Annotated in this window: 17 protein-coding genes; 5 read left to right on the top strand and 12 right to left on the bottom strand. The window is 37.3% G+C overall.

Annotation, left to right across the window (positions count from 1 at the left end; all coding sequences use genetic code 11):
* Positions 1-26: 26 nt before the first annotated feature.
* The gene (locus tag AC1Q8M_RS19760) at positions 27-1,208 is read right to left on the bottom strand and encodes a lysozyme inhibitor LprI family protein (RefSeq protein WP_098361298.1); all 1,182 of its coding nucleotides are present in this window, start codon (positions 1,206-1,208) and stop codon (positions 27-29) included.
* Between the two features lie 306 nt (positions 1,209-1,514).
* On the opposite strand from AC1Q8M_RS19760, the gene AC1Q8M_RS19755 reads away from it, so the two are divergent.
* Both AC1Q8M_RS19755 and AC1Q8M_RS19750 read left to right on the top strand, forming a co-directional pair.
* Positions 1,515-2,585: a M24 family metallopeptidase gene (locus tag AC1Q8M_RS19755; RefSeq protein WP_001102865.1), complete on the top strand. Its 1,071-nt coding sequence runs from the start codon at positions 1,515-1,517 to the stop codon at positions 2,583-2,585.
* Positions 2,586-2,666: 81 nt separating this feature from the next.
* Complete coding sequence (locus AC1Q8M_RS19750) at positions 2,667-3,191, top strand: DinB family protein (protein ID WP_065229275.1); 525 nt, start codon at positions 2,667-2,669, stop codon at positions 3,189-3,191.
* A 32-nt stretch (positions 3,192-3,223) separates the two neighbouring features.
* Here the strand turns inward: AC1Q8M_RS19750 and AC1Q8M_RS19745 are convergent, their stop codons facing one another.
* Both AC1Q8M_RS19745 and AC1Q8M_RS19740 read right to left on the bottom strand, forming a co-directional pair.
* A complete protein-coding gene (locus AC1Q8M_RS19745; protein WP_002181188.1) occupies positions 3,224-3,592 on the bottom strand; it encodes a YoqO family protein in 369 nt (122 codons plus the stop codon).
* A gap of 15 nt (positions 3,593-3,607) precedes the next feature.
* Positions 3,608-4,039 carry a YoqO family protein gene (locus AC1Q8M_RS19740; RefSeq protein WP_141532454.1) on the bottom strand — a complete coding sequence of 144 codons (432 nt, stop codon included), beginning with the start codon at positions 4,037-4,039 and terminating at the stop codon, positions 3,608-3,610.
* Between the two features lie 101 nt (positions 4,040-4,140).
* On the opposite strand from AC1Q8M_RS19740, the gene AC1Q8M_RS19735 reads away from it, so the two are divergent.
* From AC1Q8M_RS19735 to AC1Q8M_RS19725, 3 genes are all read left to right on the top strand, one after another.
* Positions 4,141-5,526: a hypothetical protein gene (locus AC1Q8M_RS19735; protein ID WP_098361297.1), complete on the top strand. Its 1,386-nt coding sequence runs from the start codon at positions 4,141-4,143 to the stop codon at positions 5,524-5,526.
* A gap of 167 nt (positions 5,527-5,693) precedes the next feature.
* Positions 5,694-5,948 carry a YbeF family protein gene (locus AC1Q8M_RS19730; RefSeq protein ID WP_001003915.1) on the top strand — a complete coding sequence of 85 codons (255 nt, stop codon included), beginning with the start codon at positions 5,694-5,696 and terminating at the stop codon, positions 5,946-5,948.
* 22 nt (positions 5,949-5,970) lie between these two features.
* Entirely contained in the window at positions 5,971-6,648 is a 678-nt protein-coding gene (locus tag AC1Q8M_RS19725; RefSeq protein ID WP_098361296.1) for an HAD family hydrolase, read from the top strand.
* Between the two features lie 38 nt (positions 6,649-6,686).
* Here the strand turns inward: AC1Q8M_RS19725 and pyrE are convergent, their stop codons facing one another.
* The 9 genes from pyrE to uraA all read right to left on the bottom strand — a co-directional run bounded on the left by pyrE (position 6,687) and on the right by uraA (position 17,641).
* On the bottom strand, positions 6,687-7,319 hold the full coding sequence (pyrE, locus tag AC1Q8M_RS19720; protein WP_000711449.1) for an orotate phosphoribosyltransferase: 633 nt from the start codon (positions 7,317-7,319) through the stop codon (positions 6,687-6,689).
* Positions 7,316-8,032: an orotidine-5'-phosphate decarboxylase gene (pyrF, locus tag AC1Q8M_RS19715; RefSeq protein WP_000083496.1), complete on the bottom strand. Its 717-nt coding sequence runs from the start codon at positions 8,030-8,032 to the stop codon at positions 7,316-7,318. The genes pyrE and pyrF overlap by 4 nt, the downstream gene beginning before the upstream one ends.
* Complete coding sequence (gene pyrD / locus AC1Q8M_RS19710; protein ID WP_001081057.1) at positions 8,017-8,946, bottom strand: dihydroorotate oxidase B catalytic subunit; 930 nt, start codon at positions 8,944-8,946, stop codon at positions 8,017-8,019. Before pyrD ends, pyrF begins: the two co-directional genes overlap by 16 nt.
* Positions 8,943-9,722 (bottom strand): dihydroorotate oxidase B electron transfer subunit, encoded by a 780-nt coding sequence (gene pyrK, locus AC1Q8M_RS19705; protein WP_071713510.1) that lies wholly within the window; start codon positions 9,720-9,722, stop codon positions 8,943-8,945. Before pyrK ends, pyrD begins: the two co-directional genes overlap by 4 nt.
* Positions 9,719-12,937, bottom strand: coding sequence for a carbamoyl-phosphate synthase large subunit (carB, locus tag AC1Q8M_RS19700; protein WP_001126128.1), 3,219 nt, complete (start codon positions 12,935-12,937; stop codon positions 9,719-9,721). The genes pyrK and carB overlap by 4 nt, the downstream gene beginning before the upstream one ends.
* Entirely contained in the window at positions 12,922-14,019 is a 1,098-nt protein-coding gene (locus tag AC1Q8M_RS19695; RefSeq protein ID WP_000828670.1) for a carbamoyl phosphate synthase small subunit, read from the bottom strand. Before AC1Q8M_RS19695 ends, carB begins: the two co-directional genes overlap by 16 nt.
* Positions 14,016-15,302 (bottom strand): dihydroorotase, encoded by a 1,287-nt coding sequence (gene pyrC / locus AC1Q8M_RS19690; RefSeq protein WP_001108371.1) that lies wholly within the window; start codon positions 15,300-15,302, stop codon positions 14,016-14,018. The genes AC1Q8M_RS19695 and pyrC overlap by 4 nt, the downstream gene beginning before the upstream one ends.
* A complete protein-coding gene (gene pyrB / locus AC1Q8M_RS19685) occupies positions 15,286-16,200 on the bottom strand; it encodes an aspartate carbamoyltransferase (protein WP_000018860.1) in 915 nt (304 codons plus the stop codon). Before pyrB ends, pyrC begins: the two co-directional genes overlap by 17 nt.
* Positions 16,201-16,348: 148 nt before the next feature.
* Positions 16,349-17,641 (bottom strand): uracil permease, encoded by a 1,293-nt coding sequence (uraA, locus tag AC1Q8M_RS19680; protein WP_000435927.1) that lies wholly within the window; start codon positions 17,639-17,641, stop codon positions 16,349-16,351.
* Between the last annotated feature and the right edge of the window lie 128 nt (positions 17,642-17,769).

Raw genomic sequence — 17,769 nt, 5'->3', positions numbered from 1 at the left:
CAACGCATTTTTTATATTCGTTCACACTAGTTCATATACCCATTTACTAATTCATAACATCTTGCTTTTGTCATCTTATATTTCTCTTCTGAAGCTTCTATACGCCTCATCGTTCCGTTATTTGTATCAGTACCAATTGCTTTAACTTTACTTTCTTTTTCTTTAACCCACGCAATTTGTTTCGTTTTTAACGACTGAAACGCATCAGGTGACATCGTACTTTTTAATGTACTGTAAATTTCATTTAGTTTATTATCCCACAGTTCATAATTTCCTTCTATTTCATTTACTATATCATTGGTTGACATAGCATTCGTATGTTTTTCTTGTTTATCTATAGCAGCTAATTCACTTAAAACATTTGCTCTATCTATCTTTGAAGAAGATTCTTTTTGCGATTGTTTCTCTTCTTTTGAGCCTGTATACGCACTCGAATCCTTTCTCTGTACTTGTTCTGTTTCTTGAATATTTCTTTCTTTCGTTACCTTTTCATACCTATTTTTATCTACATTGTATGAAATAAGAGATGTTTTCGCATTTACAGTAATTAATCCGTTACTATCTTTGAATATGTATTTCTTATCGCCACTATTTTCTTCACTTACAAATGACACATTCTTATCGTCTGGCATTTTTAAAATTCTATTTGCTTCTTCTTTTGTAAGTTTTAAATCTTCAGGAAAAACGAATGACCATTTATCCATTAACCATTCTCCTTCTTTATACACCAAATGAAATTCCCAATCTTGGGCCGCATTACCTATTTCATCTTCTAAACTTAATGTATGTACCGTTAAATTTTCTTTATCTTGTGAAGAAGAAAATCTTATTTCAGTTTGAAAATAATTTGGGAATGGTAACATATCAGTCTCTCTCGATCTATTAAAGTTAGCAAGCAATTCAGGAAGCTGATTCTCTACAAACTTTTCTGAAACCAATCCTTTAACTCCTTTTTTAGCTGTCTCTAAATCCCCAGGATTATTTCGGCTCCATCCATTTTCTTTTTCCATCTCACTAAACGCATTTGCTATTCCATCTACACTCTTTCTTACAATCTTTTTCGCTTCTTTTTCTGTCACTTCTGGCGCTTCATCAAGCTGTTCAATCGTTTCATTTACTTGAACTTTGTGTTCACTTGTTTCACACCCCGTTATAACAAGCATACTAGCGGCCAAACAAAATGACATTACTTTACTTAATTTCTTCATACACTCACATTCCTTAACCCAGTTTTTTTCGTTACATCTCTTTACCTATAAAAAACGTAACAATCCCTTATTATACCAATTAACTTAATCCATTTATACAAAAAATATAATATTTAAATTAAAAAGATTTTCGTTTGCGAGTTTATATTATTGTTCAGTCACATAAAAACTTACTGTAAAAATTATATATATATTTATTTTACATTCGTCTAGTTTTTTTGACACACAGCTACCCTCTTCTCTTTTATTCTAAATAAATATACTGGCACAATTCTTGCTTTATTAATGTAAAAAGGAGGAATTAAAATGAATGTAAGAATAACTAATATCCAAAAACAACTACATAATTACGGAATCGACGGGTTACTTATTACAAAAAAAGAAAACCGTCAATACGCAACAAACTTTACAGGTAGCGCAGGCGTTGTCTTAATCGCTGCGCATAAAGCTATTTTCATTACTGATTTCCGTTACGTAGATCAAGCAAAAACGGAAATAAAAGCAGCAGAAATTATTATGCATAAAGGAAATTTAGAAGAAGAAGTTGCAAATCAAGTATCAAAATTAAACATTCAAAAACTTGGTATAGAAGACAATAATATGACTTTGCAACAATTTAAGAAACTACAAAAATATATACATACAGAAATGGTTCCAGTGTGTGAGATTATTGAAGATATTCGACTTATTAAAGACACATCTGAAATAGAAACAATGAAAATCGCAGCTACAATCGCTGACGAAGCATTTCACCATATTGTTACATTTCTAAAGCCTGGAATAAGCGAGACTGACGTTCGAGATGAGTTAGAATTTTTCATGCGAAAAAAAGGGGCTACATCTTCTTCATTCCAAATCATTGTAGCCTCAGGCGTTCGTTCTTCACTTCCCCATGGAGTTGCATCAAATAAAATAATCGAACGCGGCGATATCGTTACATTAGACTTCGGTGCACTTTACGACGGATATTGTTCCGATATAACACGTACCGTAGCAATCGGGGAACCATCGGAAGAATTCCAAAAAATATACAATGTTGTACGAGAAGCGTTAAAGCGTGGGACTGAAGCAATTAAGCCTGGAGAAACTGCGAAAAGTATCGATGATATAACGAGGAATTACATTACAGAACATGGATACGGTCAATACTTTGGCCACTCTACCGGGCACGGTCTTGGGTTAGAAATACATGAACCACTTCGCTTATCCCAAGAAAGCAAGGCAACTTTACAAGAAGGTATGGTTGTTACAGTTGAGCCGGGCATTTACATACCGAACTGGGGCGGTTGTAGAATCGAAGATGATATTGTCATCACCAAAGATGGTTATGACGTTATTACAAAATCAAATAGAGAACTAATTATAATCCCTTGTTAATATTATGAAGGTTTAAACAAAACTTTTTTTGCACATAGAATTCCTTCTCTGGAGTATTCATTTAAAGAGGGGGAATTTTAATTGAATTTTGTAATTGATAAATTGAAGGGTTTACATGTAGAATTTTCAAAGCTTGTTTCCATGATGAATTACGCTCGCTATACAACAATGCAAGCAGTGGAAAGTTTAACAATTGAAGAACTTGATTATTTATATGATAAGGAAGCAAATTCAATTGGCATGTTATTGTATCATATGGCTGCTATTGAATTTTACTACCAGATTCATACTTTTGAAGACCGTGAACCAACGGAGGCTGAATTAGAACGCTGGTTACCTGGCATTGAATTAGGCGATCTTGGACGTGAGAAAATAAAAGGAAACGCTATAGAATTTTACATAAATACATTACAAGAAGTACGTTCCAAAACAATCGAGACTTTTCAATCGTTACCTGATGAATGGTTATTTAAAACGACAGACTTTTGGTATGACAAACCAGCAAATAACTATTTTAAGTGGTTTCACGTTTTTGAAGATGAAATCAATCATCGTGGACAAATTCGTTTAATTAAAAAGATGCAAAAAGCTCATGCAGTAAAATGAGGAAATGCCACCGAATAAGGTGGCATTTTCTTTTATTCATTAACGAATAGCTTTTCGTTTACTATTTTAGTGACTACCACTACCAACATTAAAATGCATATTAAATATAGCATTTTCGCAATAAACAACCACCCTTGAAACATTACAATTCCATCTATTATCTCATTTCCTTTCCATAACAAAAACGGAATTGTACTGATTATAATGACAAATTCGATGCTGAAAACCATTTTCTTTTTTCGACTATATGCTTTCCATTCATTCCAGCGATACATAGGAGCAAAAATCAATACTCCTATACATAATATAACTGGTACCCATTCACTGTTAAGAAATTGTCCTGAAATAACTGATAATAGTAAACAAACTAGCACACCATAATATCCTATTTTTTCTCTCATTCGTACTCCCCCATTCTACTTCTCCTTTAATATGTAACTTGCTATACTTATAACAATTCTTAGAAAAATAACAACTATAATTACAAGATAAAGACCGTTTGCAGAAGACATCCATTCTTGAAAAATAGACATTTTCTCCATTTGTTTCTGACCCTCTATTAAAATAACCCCTGCGAACAATGAGCAAACAACAATGATACCTATCATAATTCCAATACTTTTCTTACTATATTGTTTCATACCATCCCAGTTATATAAAAGTATAAATACAAACCCGAAAACAGGTATAATACTTATCCATTCATTGTTTGTAAATAGCTTTAAAATGATTAATAGACTACAAGATATGATAAATCCCCAAAATCCAATTTTTTTGTGCATAAGCCCTCCTTGAATTCCATTTTTAGGATTAATTGTATTGTAACATCCATTTTTTATCCTTACCATTGCAGTACATGAAATTTTACCTTTTTTTCTGTTTCTTATACTCACATACTTTCCCTACTTTCATACAATAAACTACACGATTGCCTAAGGATGTGAATGTTATGGGAGTTGAATTAACGCTATTACACGCTCTCTATGTTATTTGTTTACTCACTATTATTACCTTTTTTATTCTCCGGAAAGATACTACAATTATTTGTATCGTTTTTATCTTTTTATTAGCATTAACTGCTACAAGTTCTATCCCTCTTGCCGTTAGCGGCATTTTTCAAAGTTTTATTTACGCCATTACTGAGCTATTACCAACTATATTAATCATTTCTATTATCGTATCGATGAGTAACCTACTCGTTCATACCGGCATAAATGATACGATGATTTCACCATTTACAAAGATGATCCGTACCCCTACCCTCGCCTACTGGATTATTGGCCTTTTGATGATGACAATTTCTTTCTTCTTTTGGCCTTCTCCCGCTGTCGCCTTAATGGGAGCTATTTTATTACCGGTTGCTGTACGTGTCGGTCTTCCTCCAATTGGAGTAGCAATTGCTATGAACTTATTCGGTCATGGGATTGCTTTATCCGGCGACTTCGTTATACAAGGCGCACCAAAATTAACCGCAGACGCTGCTGGCCTCCCTGTTTCCAGCGTCGTATCTGCAAGTGTTCCACTCGTTATCGTTATGGGCGTTGTGACAACTTCCGTCGCTTTTTTCTTCTTACGAAAAGAGTTTCATACAGGCTTAGCTATACAAGAATCTATTCTATCAACTGAGTCTTCTAAAACGCTCACTTCATTATCTCCTCGCACAAAGAAATGGCTCGCTATTTGTATCCCTATCGTATATATCATTGATATCCTTTGCATGATTCAATTTCAACTACAGGGAAGCGACGCAACTGCACTTATCGGCGGAACAACTGTTATTATGATTATCATCATTTCTCTCATCGCCTACAAAGGTAATGGACTGAATAAAACGACCGATTATTTCATAGAAGGGCTCCAATTTGGCTTTAAAATTTTTGGACCAGTTATTCCTATCGCTGCACTCTTTTATTTAGGAGATAGTGGCTTTGTGAAAATTATCGGGGCCTATTTACCGAAAGATTCACATGGAATCATTAACGACTTAGGCATCGCTTTATCTCAAACTGTTCCTTTAAATCAATATGTATCGGCAGGGACATTAACCATCGTTGGTGTCATTACCGGCTTAGATGGATCAGGTTTTTCAGGTATATCACTTGCTGGTTCCATTGCCAATCTTTTTGGAACAGCACTTGGCCATGGAACAGCTACATTAACAGCACTCGGGCAAATTGCAGCTATATGGACCGGGGGCGGGACGTTAATTCCTTGGGCACTTATTCCTGCTGCTGCGATTTGTAAAGTCGATCCATTTGAACTTGCACGTCGAAACTTTTTACCGGTTGTTATCGGTTTAATTGTCACCACGATCGTTGCGATATTTATCCTATAACGTAAGCAAGTGTTCTCTTGCTTACGTTTTTTGCTTGTAAAATTCATCATGAATTATCAGTTTTCAAGAGGGATTCGTTATTACTTAGCGAAATTATATTAGGAGAGTAATTATTTCAAAACGTTTACGAGAAACAGATTACTGCAATTAGAAAAGGGGACATACCTATGAATGAATTGATTTTCGTCTTATTAATTTGTCCATTATTTATCTTTATCGTATCTGTTATTGGAACACGCAAAACGAAAACGTATTACGTAATGCCGATTGTAACGTTTGCTAGTTTTTTAATAATAGGTGTTATCGCCTTTACTCCAAAATTTTTCTTTTGGGTTGGCATGTACAGCATCTTCTCGTTTATCGTTTCTTATATGACGCTATTGTTTGTGAAAGGATATGAGGTTGCTGAAAACGCTAAATAGTTGTTAGCAAGGAGACAGCAATATGATTTTCTTTGATATTGATGGAACTTTACTTGATTATGAGGCTGCTGAAAGAAATGGTATTATAGATTTTTTTCAAATATATAATACTATTTTTTCAGGCAATGAATTAGAGGCAACGAAAGTCTGGCATGAATTATCAGAAGAATATTTCAACAAATTTTTATCCAGGAAATTATCTTTTCAAGAACAACAAGTAATGCGAATGTATCATTTATTTAAAACATATGGAGTAAACCTATCACCCAAAGAATCTCAGCATAGATTCAATCAATATATAGAACTACATAAGAACAACTGGACCGCGTTTGAAGATGTACACTATACATTACAGAACTTGCAGCAAGGCGGTCACTCATTAGGTATCATTAGTAATGGTAACTATGAACAACAAGTCGAAAAATTAACTGCCCTAAACATTTTAAAACATTTTAAATATATATTTACTTCTAGTGAACTTGGTATATCGAAACCAGATCCTGAAATTTTTCACAGAACCGTATTACAATCGAACCTTGAAATGAAAGATTGCTATTATATTGGCGATCGATTAGAGACTGATGCGATTAGTAGTACAGCAGCTAGGATGCAAGGGATATGGTTAAATCGAGATAACTCACAACTCAAGTACGATATTCCTACTATCTGTTCTTTACATGAAGTTTTAACAATAATATAAAAAAACGACCGCGTTCCCCCGCGGTCATTTTTTTCATGTTACGCTGTGATCCAAGCTTCGTTAGCTGGATTTTTACGCCACTCTTGTAATTTTTTCGTTTCAGCTTGTCCGATCATACCTTTTTCTGCTGCAACTTCAGTTAATGCACTGTAATCACTTAAAGAATATGATGCTACGTTAGCTGCTTCTAGCTTTTCTTTTCCTGCTTCTAGCTCGTATGTGAAGATTGATACGATTCCTAATACTTCACAGCCAGCTTCGCGAAGTGCTTCTACACATGTAATTGCACTTCCGCCAGTTGAAATTAAGTCTTCTACTACTACAACTTTTTGACCTTTTTCAGCTTTTCCTTCAATTTGATTCCCTTTACCGTGGCCTTTTGCTTTACTACGTACGTAGCACATTGGTAAATCCATACGATCGCTTACCCATGCAGCGTGCGCAATACCAGCAGTTGCTGTTCCTGCAATAACTTCTACAGTTGGGAAATGCTCTTTAATTAACTCTTCTAATCCAGCTGCAATCGCTTGACGTACTTTTGGATAAGATAAAGTTAAACGGTTATCACAATAAATTGGTGATTTCATACCTGAAGACCATGTGAATGGATCATTCGGTTGTAAAAATACTGCTCCAATTTCTAATAAATGCGATGCGATTTCTTTTTTCATACTGTTACACCTTCCCACTGTTGTTTTACTGTTTTATACGCTTCAAGCGGATTTTCTGCTTTTGTAATACTACGTCCAACTACGATGTAGCTTGAGCCAAGTTCCCTCGCACGTTTCGGTGTTGCTACGCGCACCTGGTCATTTACATCATCGCTTGCAAGACGAATCCCCGGTGTTACTGTTACAAATTCATTCCCGCATACTTCACGTAATTTTGGAACTTCAAGCGTTGAGCAAACAACGCCATCAAGTCCACTTTCTTTCGTTAGTTTTGCATAATGAGCAACCGCTTCTTCTAACGTCTTCTCAATGCCAATCTCTTTTTTCATCATAGCTTCCGAAGTGCTTGTTAGTTGTGTAACTGCAATACAAATCGGTCTCTCTTTTCCTTCTTGCTTACCTTCCTCTAATCCCTCAATCGCAGCTTTCATCATGCTGCTTCCCCCAGCAGCATGAACATTTACCATATCAACATCTAGACTAGCTAGGCTACGCATAGCGCTTTTTACTGTATTCGGAATATCATGAAGTTTTAAATCTAGAAAAATCTTATGTCCTTTTTCTTTTAAGTACGTAATAATTGCAGGGCCTTCTTTGTAAAATAACTCCATACCAACTTTGACAAATAACTCTTCCCCTTCAAAGTGGCGCAAGAATTGTTCTACATCTTGTTTCCCTGGAAAATCTAGTGCAACGATTAACGACTGTGACATGTTTGCTTCCAGCTCCTTCCTTGACATTCCGAAATGTGATCAAATCCTAATTCATCTAGTAATGCTGGTAACTCTTCAATAATTGTCGGACATACGAACGGATCGATAAAGTTCGCTGTACCTACTGCAACTGCGCTTGCGCCAGCGTAGAAGAATTCAATTACATCTTCCGCTGTTTCAATACCACCCATTCCGATAATTGGAATGTTAACCGCTTGGCTTACTTCATGTACCATACGAATTGCTACTGGCTTAATCGCAGGACCTGATAATCCGCCTGTACGGTTTGCTAAAATTGGTTTAGCTGTTTTTAAATCTAAACGCATACCAAGCAATGTATTAATCATCGTTAAACCATCTGCACCTGCATTTTCAATCGCTTTTGCAATTTCCACTATGTTTGCCACGTTTGGTGACAACTTCACGTATACAGGTACTTCAGAAACCTCTTTTACTCGCTTCGTTAAATCAGCAGCAATTTCAGGATTTGTACCAAAGGCGATACCACCTGTTTTTACGTTCGGACAAGAAATATTTAATTCTAGTGCATGGACATTAGGCGCTTTAGAAATTTCCTTTGCAACCGCTACATAATCCTCAGCTTGTGAGCCTGCAACGTTAGCAATGATTGGAAGGTCAAATTGTTCTAACCATGGTAATTCAGAATTCATTACTTTTTCTAACCCTGGGTTTTGAAGTCCGATCGCATTTAACATGCCGCCCGGTGTTTCAGCAACACGAGGTGTTGGATTTCCATAGCGTGGTTGTTCTGTCGTCGCTTTAATCATGATTGATCCTAGTACACTTAAATCGTAAAACTGTGCATATTCACGACCAAATCCAAAGCATCCAGATGCCGGTATAATTGGATTTTTTAATGATAATCCTGGTAATTCAACTTGCAATCTGTTCATAGTACAACCTCCCCGATTGGAAATACTGGTCCGTCGCTACACACCTTCTTGTAAGAATGTCCACTTGGATCTTCTTGTAAGTGGCATACACATGCGAAACAAGCTCCAATACCGCAGCCCATACGTTCTTCTAATGAAATATAGGCTTTTTTCTCTTTGTAACGTCCTTCTAATGCACGAAGCATCGCTAACGGACCACATGAGTAAAGAATATCAAAGTCAATTCCGTAATTATCAATTACATCTGTGACAAATCCTTTTGTACCGTGTGTACCATCTACTGTCGCAACGTACGTATCACCAAGTTCTGCAAATTTTTCTTCATAGAAAACTACATCTTTCGTTTGAAAACCTAAGATGTGAATTACACGTACACCTTTTGCAACGAGGCACTGTGATAGTTCATAAAGTGGTGGTACACCAATCCCCCCGCCTACTAGTAAAGCTGTTTGACCAGCTTCTGCTTCTTCTACAGGAAAACCGTGTCCTAGTGGTCCTAGTACGTCTACCATTTCACCTTGTTTTCTAGTTGCTAATGTTTTTGTCCCTTGTCCTTCCGCACGATATAGCATTGTAAATTCGTTCTTCTCTTGATCTACATTACAAATACTAATCGGGCGGCGCAGAAGGGGCGCAATGCCCTCTGCTACCTTAATGTGTACAAACTGCCCTGGTTCGTTCATTTGCTGTACTAAAGTTCCTTGAAGCACTAACTCGTAAATGTTTTTTGCGATTTCTTTTTGATTAACGACGATCATATTTTGCTTTTGCATCATGCATGTACCACCTCGTGACGCTTTGTTTGCGTAATTTCTTTCATTGAATGAGCTGAGAATGTCATAGATTCTAATACTCGTAAGATTGCTCTTGTTGTATCAAGTGATGTTAAGCAAGCCACACCATTTTCTACTGATTCACGGCGAATGCGGAAACCATCACGCGCTGGTTGTTTACCTTTTGTTAATGTGTTAATTACAAACTGTGCTTTTCCTTGACGGATAATATCTAGTAAGTTGTAGTCTTCAGAATCAATTTTGTTTACAACTTGTACTGGGATATTTTGCTCTTCTAATGATTGTGCTGTTCCAGCTGTTGCTAATAAGTTATAGCCGATTTCGTGGAAACGTTTTGCAATTTCCATCGCCTCTTCTTTATCTTTATCCGCTACAGTAATGATTACTGATCCGTGCGTTGGGATGTTAATTCCTGAAGCAACTAATCCTTTATATAATGCTTTTTCAAGCGTTAAGTCTTTACCCATTACTTCCCCTGTTGATTTCATTTCAGGTCCTAATGTTGTATCAACTGAACGTAGTTTCGCGAATGAGAATACCGGAGCTTTTACATATACTTCTTTCTCTTCTGGGTGATAGCCCGTTCCGTATCCTTGCTCTACTAGGTCTTGCCCTAAAATAACTTTCGTTGCAACATTCGCCATCGGTACGCCTGTAATTTTACTTAAGAACGGTACTGTACGGCTTGCACGTGGGTTTACTTCAATTACGTACACTTGATCTTTGAATACTACAAACTGGATATTTAGTAATCCAACAATGTTTAATCCTTTTCCAAGTGCAATTGTATGTTCAATGATTTGTTCTTTTAGTTTTTCAGATAAACTTTGTGGTGGATATACTCCAATTGAGTCACCAGAGTGAACTCCAGCGCGTTCAATATGTTCCATAATACCTGGAATGAATACATTCTCACCATCTGAAATTGCATCTACTTCAATTTCTTTACCAACCATGTAACGGTCGATTAATACTGGGTGATCTGCATGAACTTTAACTGCATTTTTCATGTAGTGCAACAGTTCTTCTTGACGATATACGATTTCCATCGCACGTCCACCTAGTACGTAAGATGGTCTTACTAATACTGGATAACCAATTTCTTCTGCGATTGCTACCGCTTGTTCTACAGTCGTTGCTGTTTTACCAACTGGTTGCGGGATACCAAGTTTTGTTAAAGCAGCTTCAAATTTATCACGATCTTCTGCACGGTCTAAGTCTTCAAGTGATGTTCCTAAGATTTTCACACCGTGAGCCTCTAATTTCGCCGCTAAGTTAATTGCCGTTTGTCCACCGAACTGAACAATAACGCCTTCTGGTTTTTCTAAATCAATGATGTGCATTACATCTTCGATTGTTAATGGTTCAAAGTATAATTTGTCAGAAATACTGAAATCTGTTGAAACTGTTTCTGGATTGTTATTAACAATGATTGCCTCATATCCAGCTTCTTTAATTGCCCATACAGAGTGAACTGTTGCATAGTCAAACTCAACCCCTTGACCGATACGGATTGGACCAGACCCTAGTACAACAACACTCTTACGATCTGTTATCACCGATTCATTCTCATCACCATATGTGCTGTAGTAGTATGGTGTTGCAGATTCAAACTCTGCCGCACAAGTATCTACCATTTTATAAACAGGAGTTATATTGCTTTCTTTACGCATATCGTAAATTTCACGCTCCGTTTTGTTCCAAGCAGCTGCAATGTAGTGATCACTGAAGCCCATTTCTTTCGCAGCTTGTAGTACTTCCATATTTCCTACATTCGCTTTTACTTCGCGTTCCATATTTACGATGTTTTCAATTTTTTGTAAGAAGAAGAAGTCCATTTCACACCATTCGTTGATTTCTTCTTTCGTTACACCTTGACGAATTGCTTCTGCTACAATAAACAGTCGCTCATCGTCTGCTTTAATAATGCGTTTTTTCATTGTTTCTTTATCAAGTTCTTTTAAGTGGTCTAATTCTAAGTGATAAATGCCAAGCTCTAAAGAACGAACCGCTTTTAATAATGATTGCTCTAAGTTACGTCCGATTGACATAACTTCACCAGTTGCCTTCATTTGTGTACCAAGTGTTCTGTTTGCTGATTCAAACTTATCAAATGGCCAGCGTGGAATTTTTGAAACAACATAGTCTAATGCTGGCTCGAAGCAAGCGTAAGTTTTTTGTGTTACTGGGTTTATGATTTCATCTAATGTTAAGCCGACTGCAATTTTCGCTGCTAATTTTGCAATTGGATATCCAGTCGCTTTAGATGCTAGTGCAGATGAACGACTTACACGTGGGTTTACTTCGATTACATAGTATTGGAAGCTATGTGGATCTAGTGCAAGCTGAACGTTACATCCACCTTCAATTCCTAATGCACGAATAATTCGTAATGAAGTGTTTCGTAACATTTGATATTCACGGTCGCTTAATGTTTGGCTTGGTGCTACTACGATAGAATCACCTGTGTGAACCCCAACTGGATCGATGTTTTCCATGTTACATACTACAATCGCGTTATCATTCGAATCACGCATTACTTCATATTCAATTTCCTTACAACCAGCAATGCTCTTTTCTAATAAACATTGTGTTACTGGACTATGTTTTAATCCACCGGATACGATTTCAATTAGTTCTTCTTCATTACTACAAATTCCGCCACCTGTTCCTCCCATTGTAAATGCTGGGCGAACAATAACTGGATAACCAATTTCTTTTACAAATTCATGTGCTTCTTCCAGCGTATGAATAATCGTACTAGATGGAATTGGTTCATTTAAATCCTGCATTAATGTACGGAATAAATCGCGATCCTCCGCTTGCTCGATAGCTGATAATTTCGTTCCTAAAATTTCAACTCCGCATTCTTCAAGTATGCCTGATTTCGCAAGTTCAACAGCCATATTTAACCCTGTTTGACCACCTAATGTTGGTAAGATTGCATCTGGACGTTCTTTACGAATAATACGGCTTACGAATTCTAATGTTAATGGTTCGATATATACTTTATCTGCTGTTGCAGTATCTGTCATAATTGTTGCTGGGTTAGAGTTAACAAGGATTACTTTGTAACCTTCTTCTCTTAGAGATTGACAAGCTTGTGTACCAGAGTAGTCAAACTCCGCTGCTTGCCCAATTACAATTGGTCCTGATCCGATTACTAAAATTGTGTTAATGTCTAGGCGTTTTGGCATAACTCTTCCCCTTCTTTCTTGAAGTTTTCAATCATTGCTAAGAAATCTTCGAATAAATCATTTGCATCTTCAGGTCCTGCTGAAGCTTCTGGATGGTATTGTACTGTAAATGCTGGGAACTTCTTATGACGAAGACCTTCTACTGTTCCATCATTTAAAGCAACATGTGTAATTTCAAGCTCTGTATTTTCAACTGATTCTTCTTCTACTGCGTAACCATGGTTTTGAGATGTAATTGCTACTTTTCCAGTTGCAAGATTTTTTACTGGATGGTTTAAACCACGGTGACCGAATTTCAACTTACTTGTATTTGCACCAGATGCTAGAGCGAACAATTGATGTCCTAGGCAAATTCCGAATAAAGGAACTTTACCGATAATGTCTTTTAACATTTCAATTGCTTCTGGTACATCTTTTGGATCCCCAGGTCCGTTACTTAACATAATTCCATCTGGGCTAAGGCGTAAAATTTCTTCTGCTGTTGTGTTGTAAGGAACTACAATTACATCACAGTCACGCTTATTTAATTCTCGTAAAATACCATGTTTCATTCCGAAGTCTACAAGTACAACTCGGTGTCCGCGTCCTGGACTTGGGTATGGATCTTTCGTCGATACGCGTTTCACGTGATCTGTAAATACTGTCGCTTTTAATTGGCTCACGATGTATTCTACATCTGCATCCATGTTACAAAGGCGTCCGCGTAATGTACCGTATTGACGAATTTTTCTCGTTAATTTTCTCGTATCAATTCCTGCTAATCCCGGGATGTTTCTTTCTTTTAAGTAATCATTTAACGAAATTTCATTACGGAAGTTTGATGGATGATCACAAATTTCGTTTACGATTAAACCATTTACAGATGGGTGAATCGATTCGAAATCGTCACGGTTAATGCCGTAGTTTCCGATTAATGGGTACGTGAATGTTACGATTTGACCGCAATATGATGGATCAGATAATGTTTCTTGATATCCAGTCATTCCTGTTGTAAATACAACCTCACCTGACTTTTCGATTTCTCCTCCGAAACCTTTTCCAATTAATACTGTTCCATCTTCTAAGATAAGTTGTCTTTTCATACTAATGCACTCTCCTTTTGCCATGCGATCTTACCACCAACGATTGTCATTACCGGCCATCCTTGGCATTTCCAACCTGCGAATGGTGTATTTTTTCCTTTTGATAAGAATGTTGTTGGATCAATCTCTTCTTCTTGTTCTAAATCAATGATTGTAATATCAGCTGTTCTACCTTCTTTCAGGCGACCTGCTTCTAAGCCAAATGTATCAGCTGGCTTTTCTGTTAAATATTGAATTAACTGTTCTAGCGTAATGACTCCTTTTTTCACAAGGTTTGTGTATAGAAGCGGGAATGCTGTTTCAAAACCAGTAATTCCGAATGGTGCTCTTTCAATTCCTTGTGCTTTCTCTTCCGCTGTATGCGGTGCATGGTCAGTTGCGATCATATCGATCGTTCCATCTAATAAACCTTCAATTAATGCTGCATGGTCTTCTTTTCCACGAAGCGGTGGGTTCATTTTAAAATTAGGATCAGCTGATGGGATATCATCTTCACATAACACTAGGTGATGTGGTGTTACTTCTGCTGTTACTTTAATTCCAGCGCGTTTCGCATCACGGATTACACGTACTGAACCTTTCGTACTTACGTGACATACGTGATAGTGACAATCTGCTGCTTCCGCAAGCAATATATCCCTTGCAATATGTACAGATTCACATACTGATGGGATACCGTTTAATCCGTGTTTCTCAGAAAACTTCCCTTCATGTACACAACCTTTATTAATAAGCGTATTCTCTTCACAGTGCGCAACTACTGCCATATCTAATTTTGCTGCACGTTTCATAGCCGCTAACATCATGCTCGCATCTTGTACGCCTACGCCGTCATCTGTGAAAGCAAATGCTCCAAGTTCTTTTAATGTTTCGAAATCTGTCATTTCAGAACCAGCTTGACGTACTGTAATTGCTCCGTATGGTAGTACGTTGACATGTGCTTTTTCTTTAATACGATTTTGCAAGTCTTCCATATGTTCTCTGCAATCTGGTACCGGACGTGTATTTGGCATTGCACAAATTGTAGTGAATCCACCTTTTGCCGCTGCTAGTGTACCTGTTTCAATTGTTTCTTTATGTTCACCACCTGGTTCACGAAGATGTACGTGTACATCTACTAATCCAGGTGCGATTAACTTTCCGTTCACATCGATTACTTCAGCATTATCTGCCGTAATATTTTCTGCTACCTTAGCGATTTTACCGTCTTGTACGAGAAGATCTGTTGCTACAATTTTTCCTTCTTCATTCATATAACGACCATTTTTAAACAAGTAATTCATGTTTCATTCCTCCTAATACATTTGGTAAGGCGCGTTTTAGTACAGCCATTCTTACGTAAACTCCATTTTCCATTTGTTTAAATATGCGTGAACGCTCACACTCAACAAGTTCACTTGCAATTTCAACATCACGGTTTACGGGAGCTGGATGCATAATAATGCTTCCTTCTTTCATACGCTTTTCTCTTTCTACTGTTAATCCGTGTTTCTCATGATATTCTTTCATAATGTCTGTTTCATAATGATCATGACGCTCATGTTGTACACGGAGTAACATCATTACATCCACTTCTGGAACAAGTTCATCTAATGGTTTGTATGTTCCAAATGTGTTGTCTTCACCTTTCCACTCTTCTGGACTTGCAAAGTAAATTGTTGCACCAAGCTTCGTTAATGCTTCTGCATTAGAACGTGCTACTCGGCTATGACGAACATCTCCTACTATTGCAATCTTCAAACCTTCAAATCTTCCAAACTCTTGTTTAATTGTAAGAAGGTCGAGTAGGCACTGCGTTGGGTGGTTTCCACATCCATCTCCAGCGTTTAAGATCGGGATATTCACCTGATCTTTTAGTTCATCGAAGTAGCGATCTTGCTCATGGCGGATGACCACTGCTTTTGTTCCGATTGATTCTAGTGTTCTTATCGTATCGTATAAAGTTTCTCCTTTTTGTACGCTAGATGCATCAGCTGAAAAGTTTAAAACATCTAGTCCTAATCTCTTCTCAGCAACTTCAAAGCTAAATCTCGTTCTCGTACTATTCTCAAAGAACAAGTTTGCAACAAAAGTTTGCTCTGTCGTTTTGCTCTCTTTTCCATTCGCAAAATCTTCTGCGTCTTTTAGGATTTCTGAAATTTCTACTTCCGATAATTCACTCATCGTTAACAAATGGCTCATCGTCATCCCTCATCTTTCTGATTTTTATGTTACCACTTTTGTATTTTTATAACAACCTTTGCATAAAAATACCCTAGTCATGTAAGACTAGGGTGCAAGGAAGAAGCCACCCTTTTCCGTCTCACAGGACTGAATTAAAAGGTTATTTTTATGAAGCAATCTGCTTAGATTGTTTTGTATGTTTTTCTTGTTTTGATTCTGGTAGTAGTAGATTTAACAGTACACCTACAATTGCTGCAAGCGCCATTCCTTCGACTTGGAATGAATCCCCTACGTGAAGTACCGCTCCACCAATACCGATTACTAGTATTACTGATGCAATCATTAAGTTTCGTTTGTCACTTAAATCTGTTTTATCATCTACCATCATGCGTAATCCGCTTGATGCGATTACACCGAATAGTAAGATTGATACCCCGCCCATAACTGGTGTTGGGATCGAATGAATCAGTGCAGAAATCTTACCGATAAATCCGAACATGATTGCGAATACTGCTGAACCGATGAATAAGTATACACTGTATGCTCTCGTAATTGCTAGCACACCGATGTTTTCACCATACGTTGTATTCGGTGGCCCACCGATTAGTGATGCAATTAATGTTGCTACTCCGTCACCGAAGATCGAACGGTGTAAACCTGGTTTTTCAATTAAATCTCTTTTAATAACATTTCCAAGTACAATTTGATGTCCGATATGTTCTGATATTGTTACTAGTGCAACTGGTACCATCAAGAGTACAATCTTCCATGAAAACTCTGGTGTATATGTTACAAATGGTACTGTGAAATCTGGTACAACAAACCATTTTGCCTCAGCTACCGGCTTTAAGTCTACTAGCCCTTGGAAGTAAGCGAAGATATATCCGCCGATAATGCCAAGTAACACTGGTATGATACTGAAAAATCCTCTTCCGAATATCGAGCAAATGATTGTAATTGCTAATGTTACTAATGCTACTGAAAAATGTGTAAAGCTGTATTTGCCATCCGCACCGTTCATCGCCATGTTAACTGCTGTATGTGCTAAAGCTAGACCGATTACCATTACTACTGGACCAACTACGATTGGTGGTAGTAGTTTCATAATCCACTCTGATCCTGATTTCTTAATTCCGAGTGAGATTAAGATGTACACAAGCCCTGCTAGCAAACCACCAAGCATTGCTGCTCCCGGCCCACCTGCCGTTTTCGCTGTTATAATCGGTGCGATAAAGGCGAATGATGATCCTAAATATGCTGGTACTTGACCTTTCGTTATAAGAAGAAACGCTAGCGTTCCTAATCCACTTGATATTAATGCTACTGATGGGTTCAATCCTGTTAAAAACGGAACAAGCACTGTTGATCCAAACATCGCGAACAAATGTTGTATACTTAAAAATAACCATTTTCCCGGTTTCGGTACTTCATTAACGTCTAACACTGGCTTTTGTTCCATTGTTACATCCTCCTTCAGTTTAAATCTTTGCAATAAAAAAACTCTTTGTGCCTGTGCACAAAGAGTCCTATACTTTCGTATGCCAAATTTGACATATGAAAGCCAAGACCCTTTGGCAGCCTCACAGG

The organism is Bacillus sp. GW823-FHT06A10 (assembly GCF_058795375.1).
The sequence above is the reverse complement of the archived record's forward strand: the minus strand, read 5'-3'. Positions and strand labels throughout refer to the sequence as shown.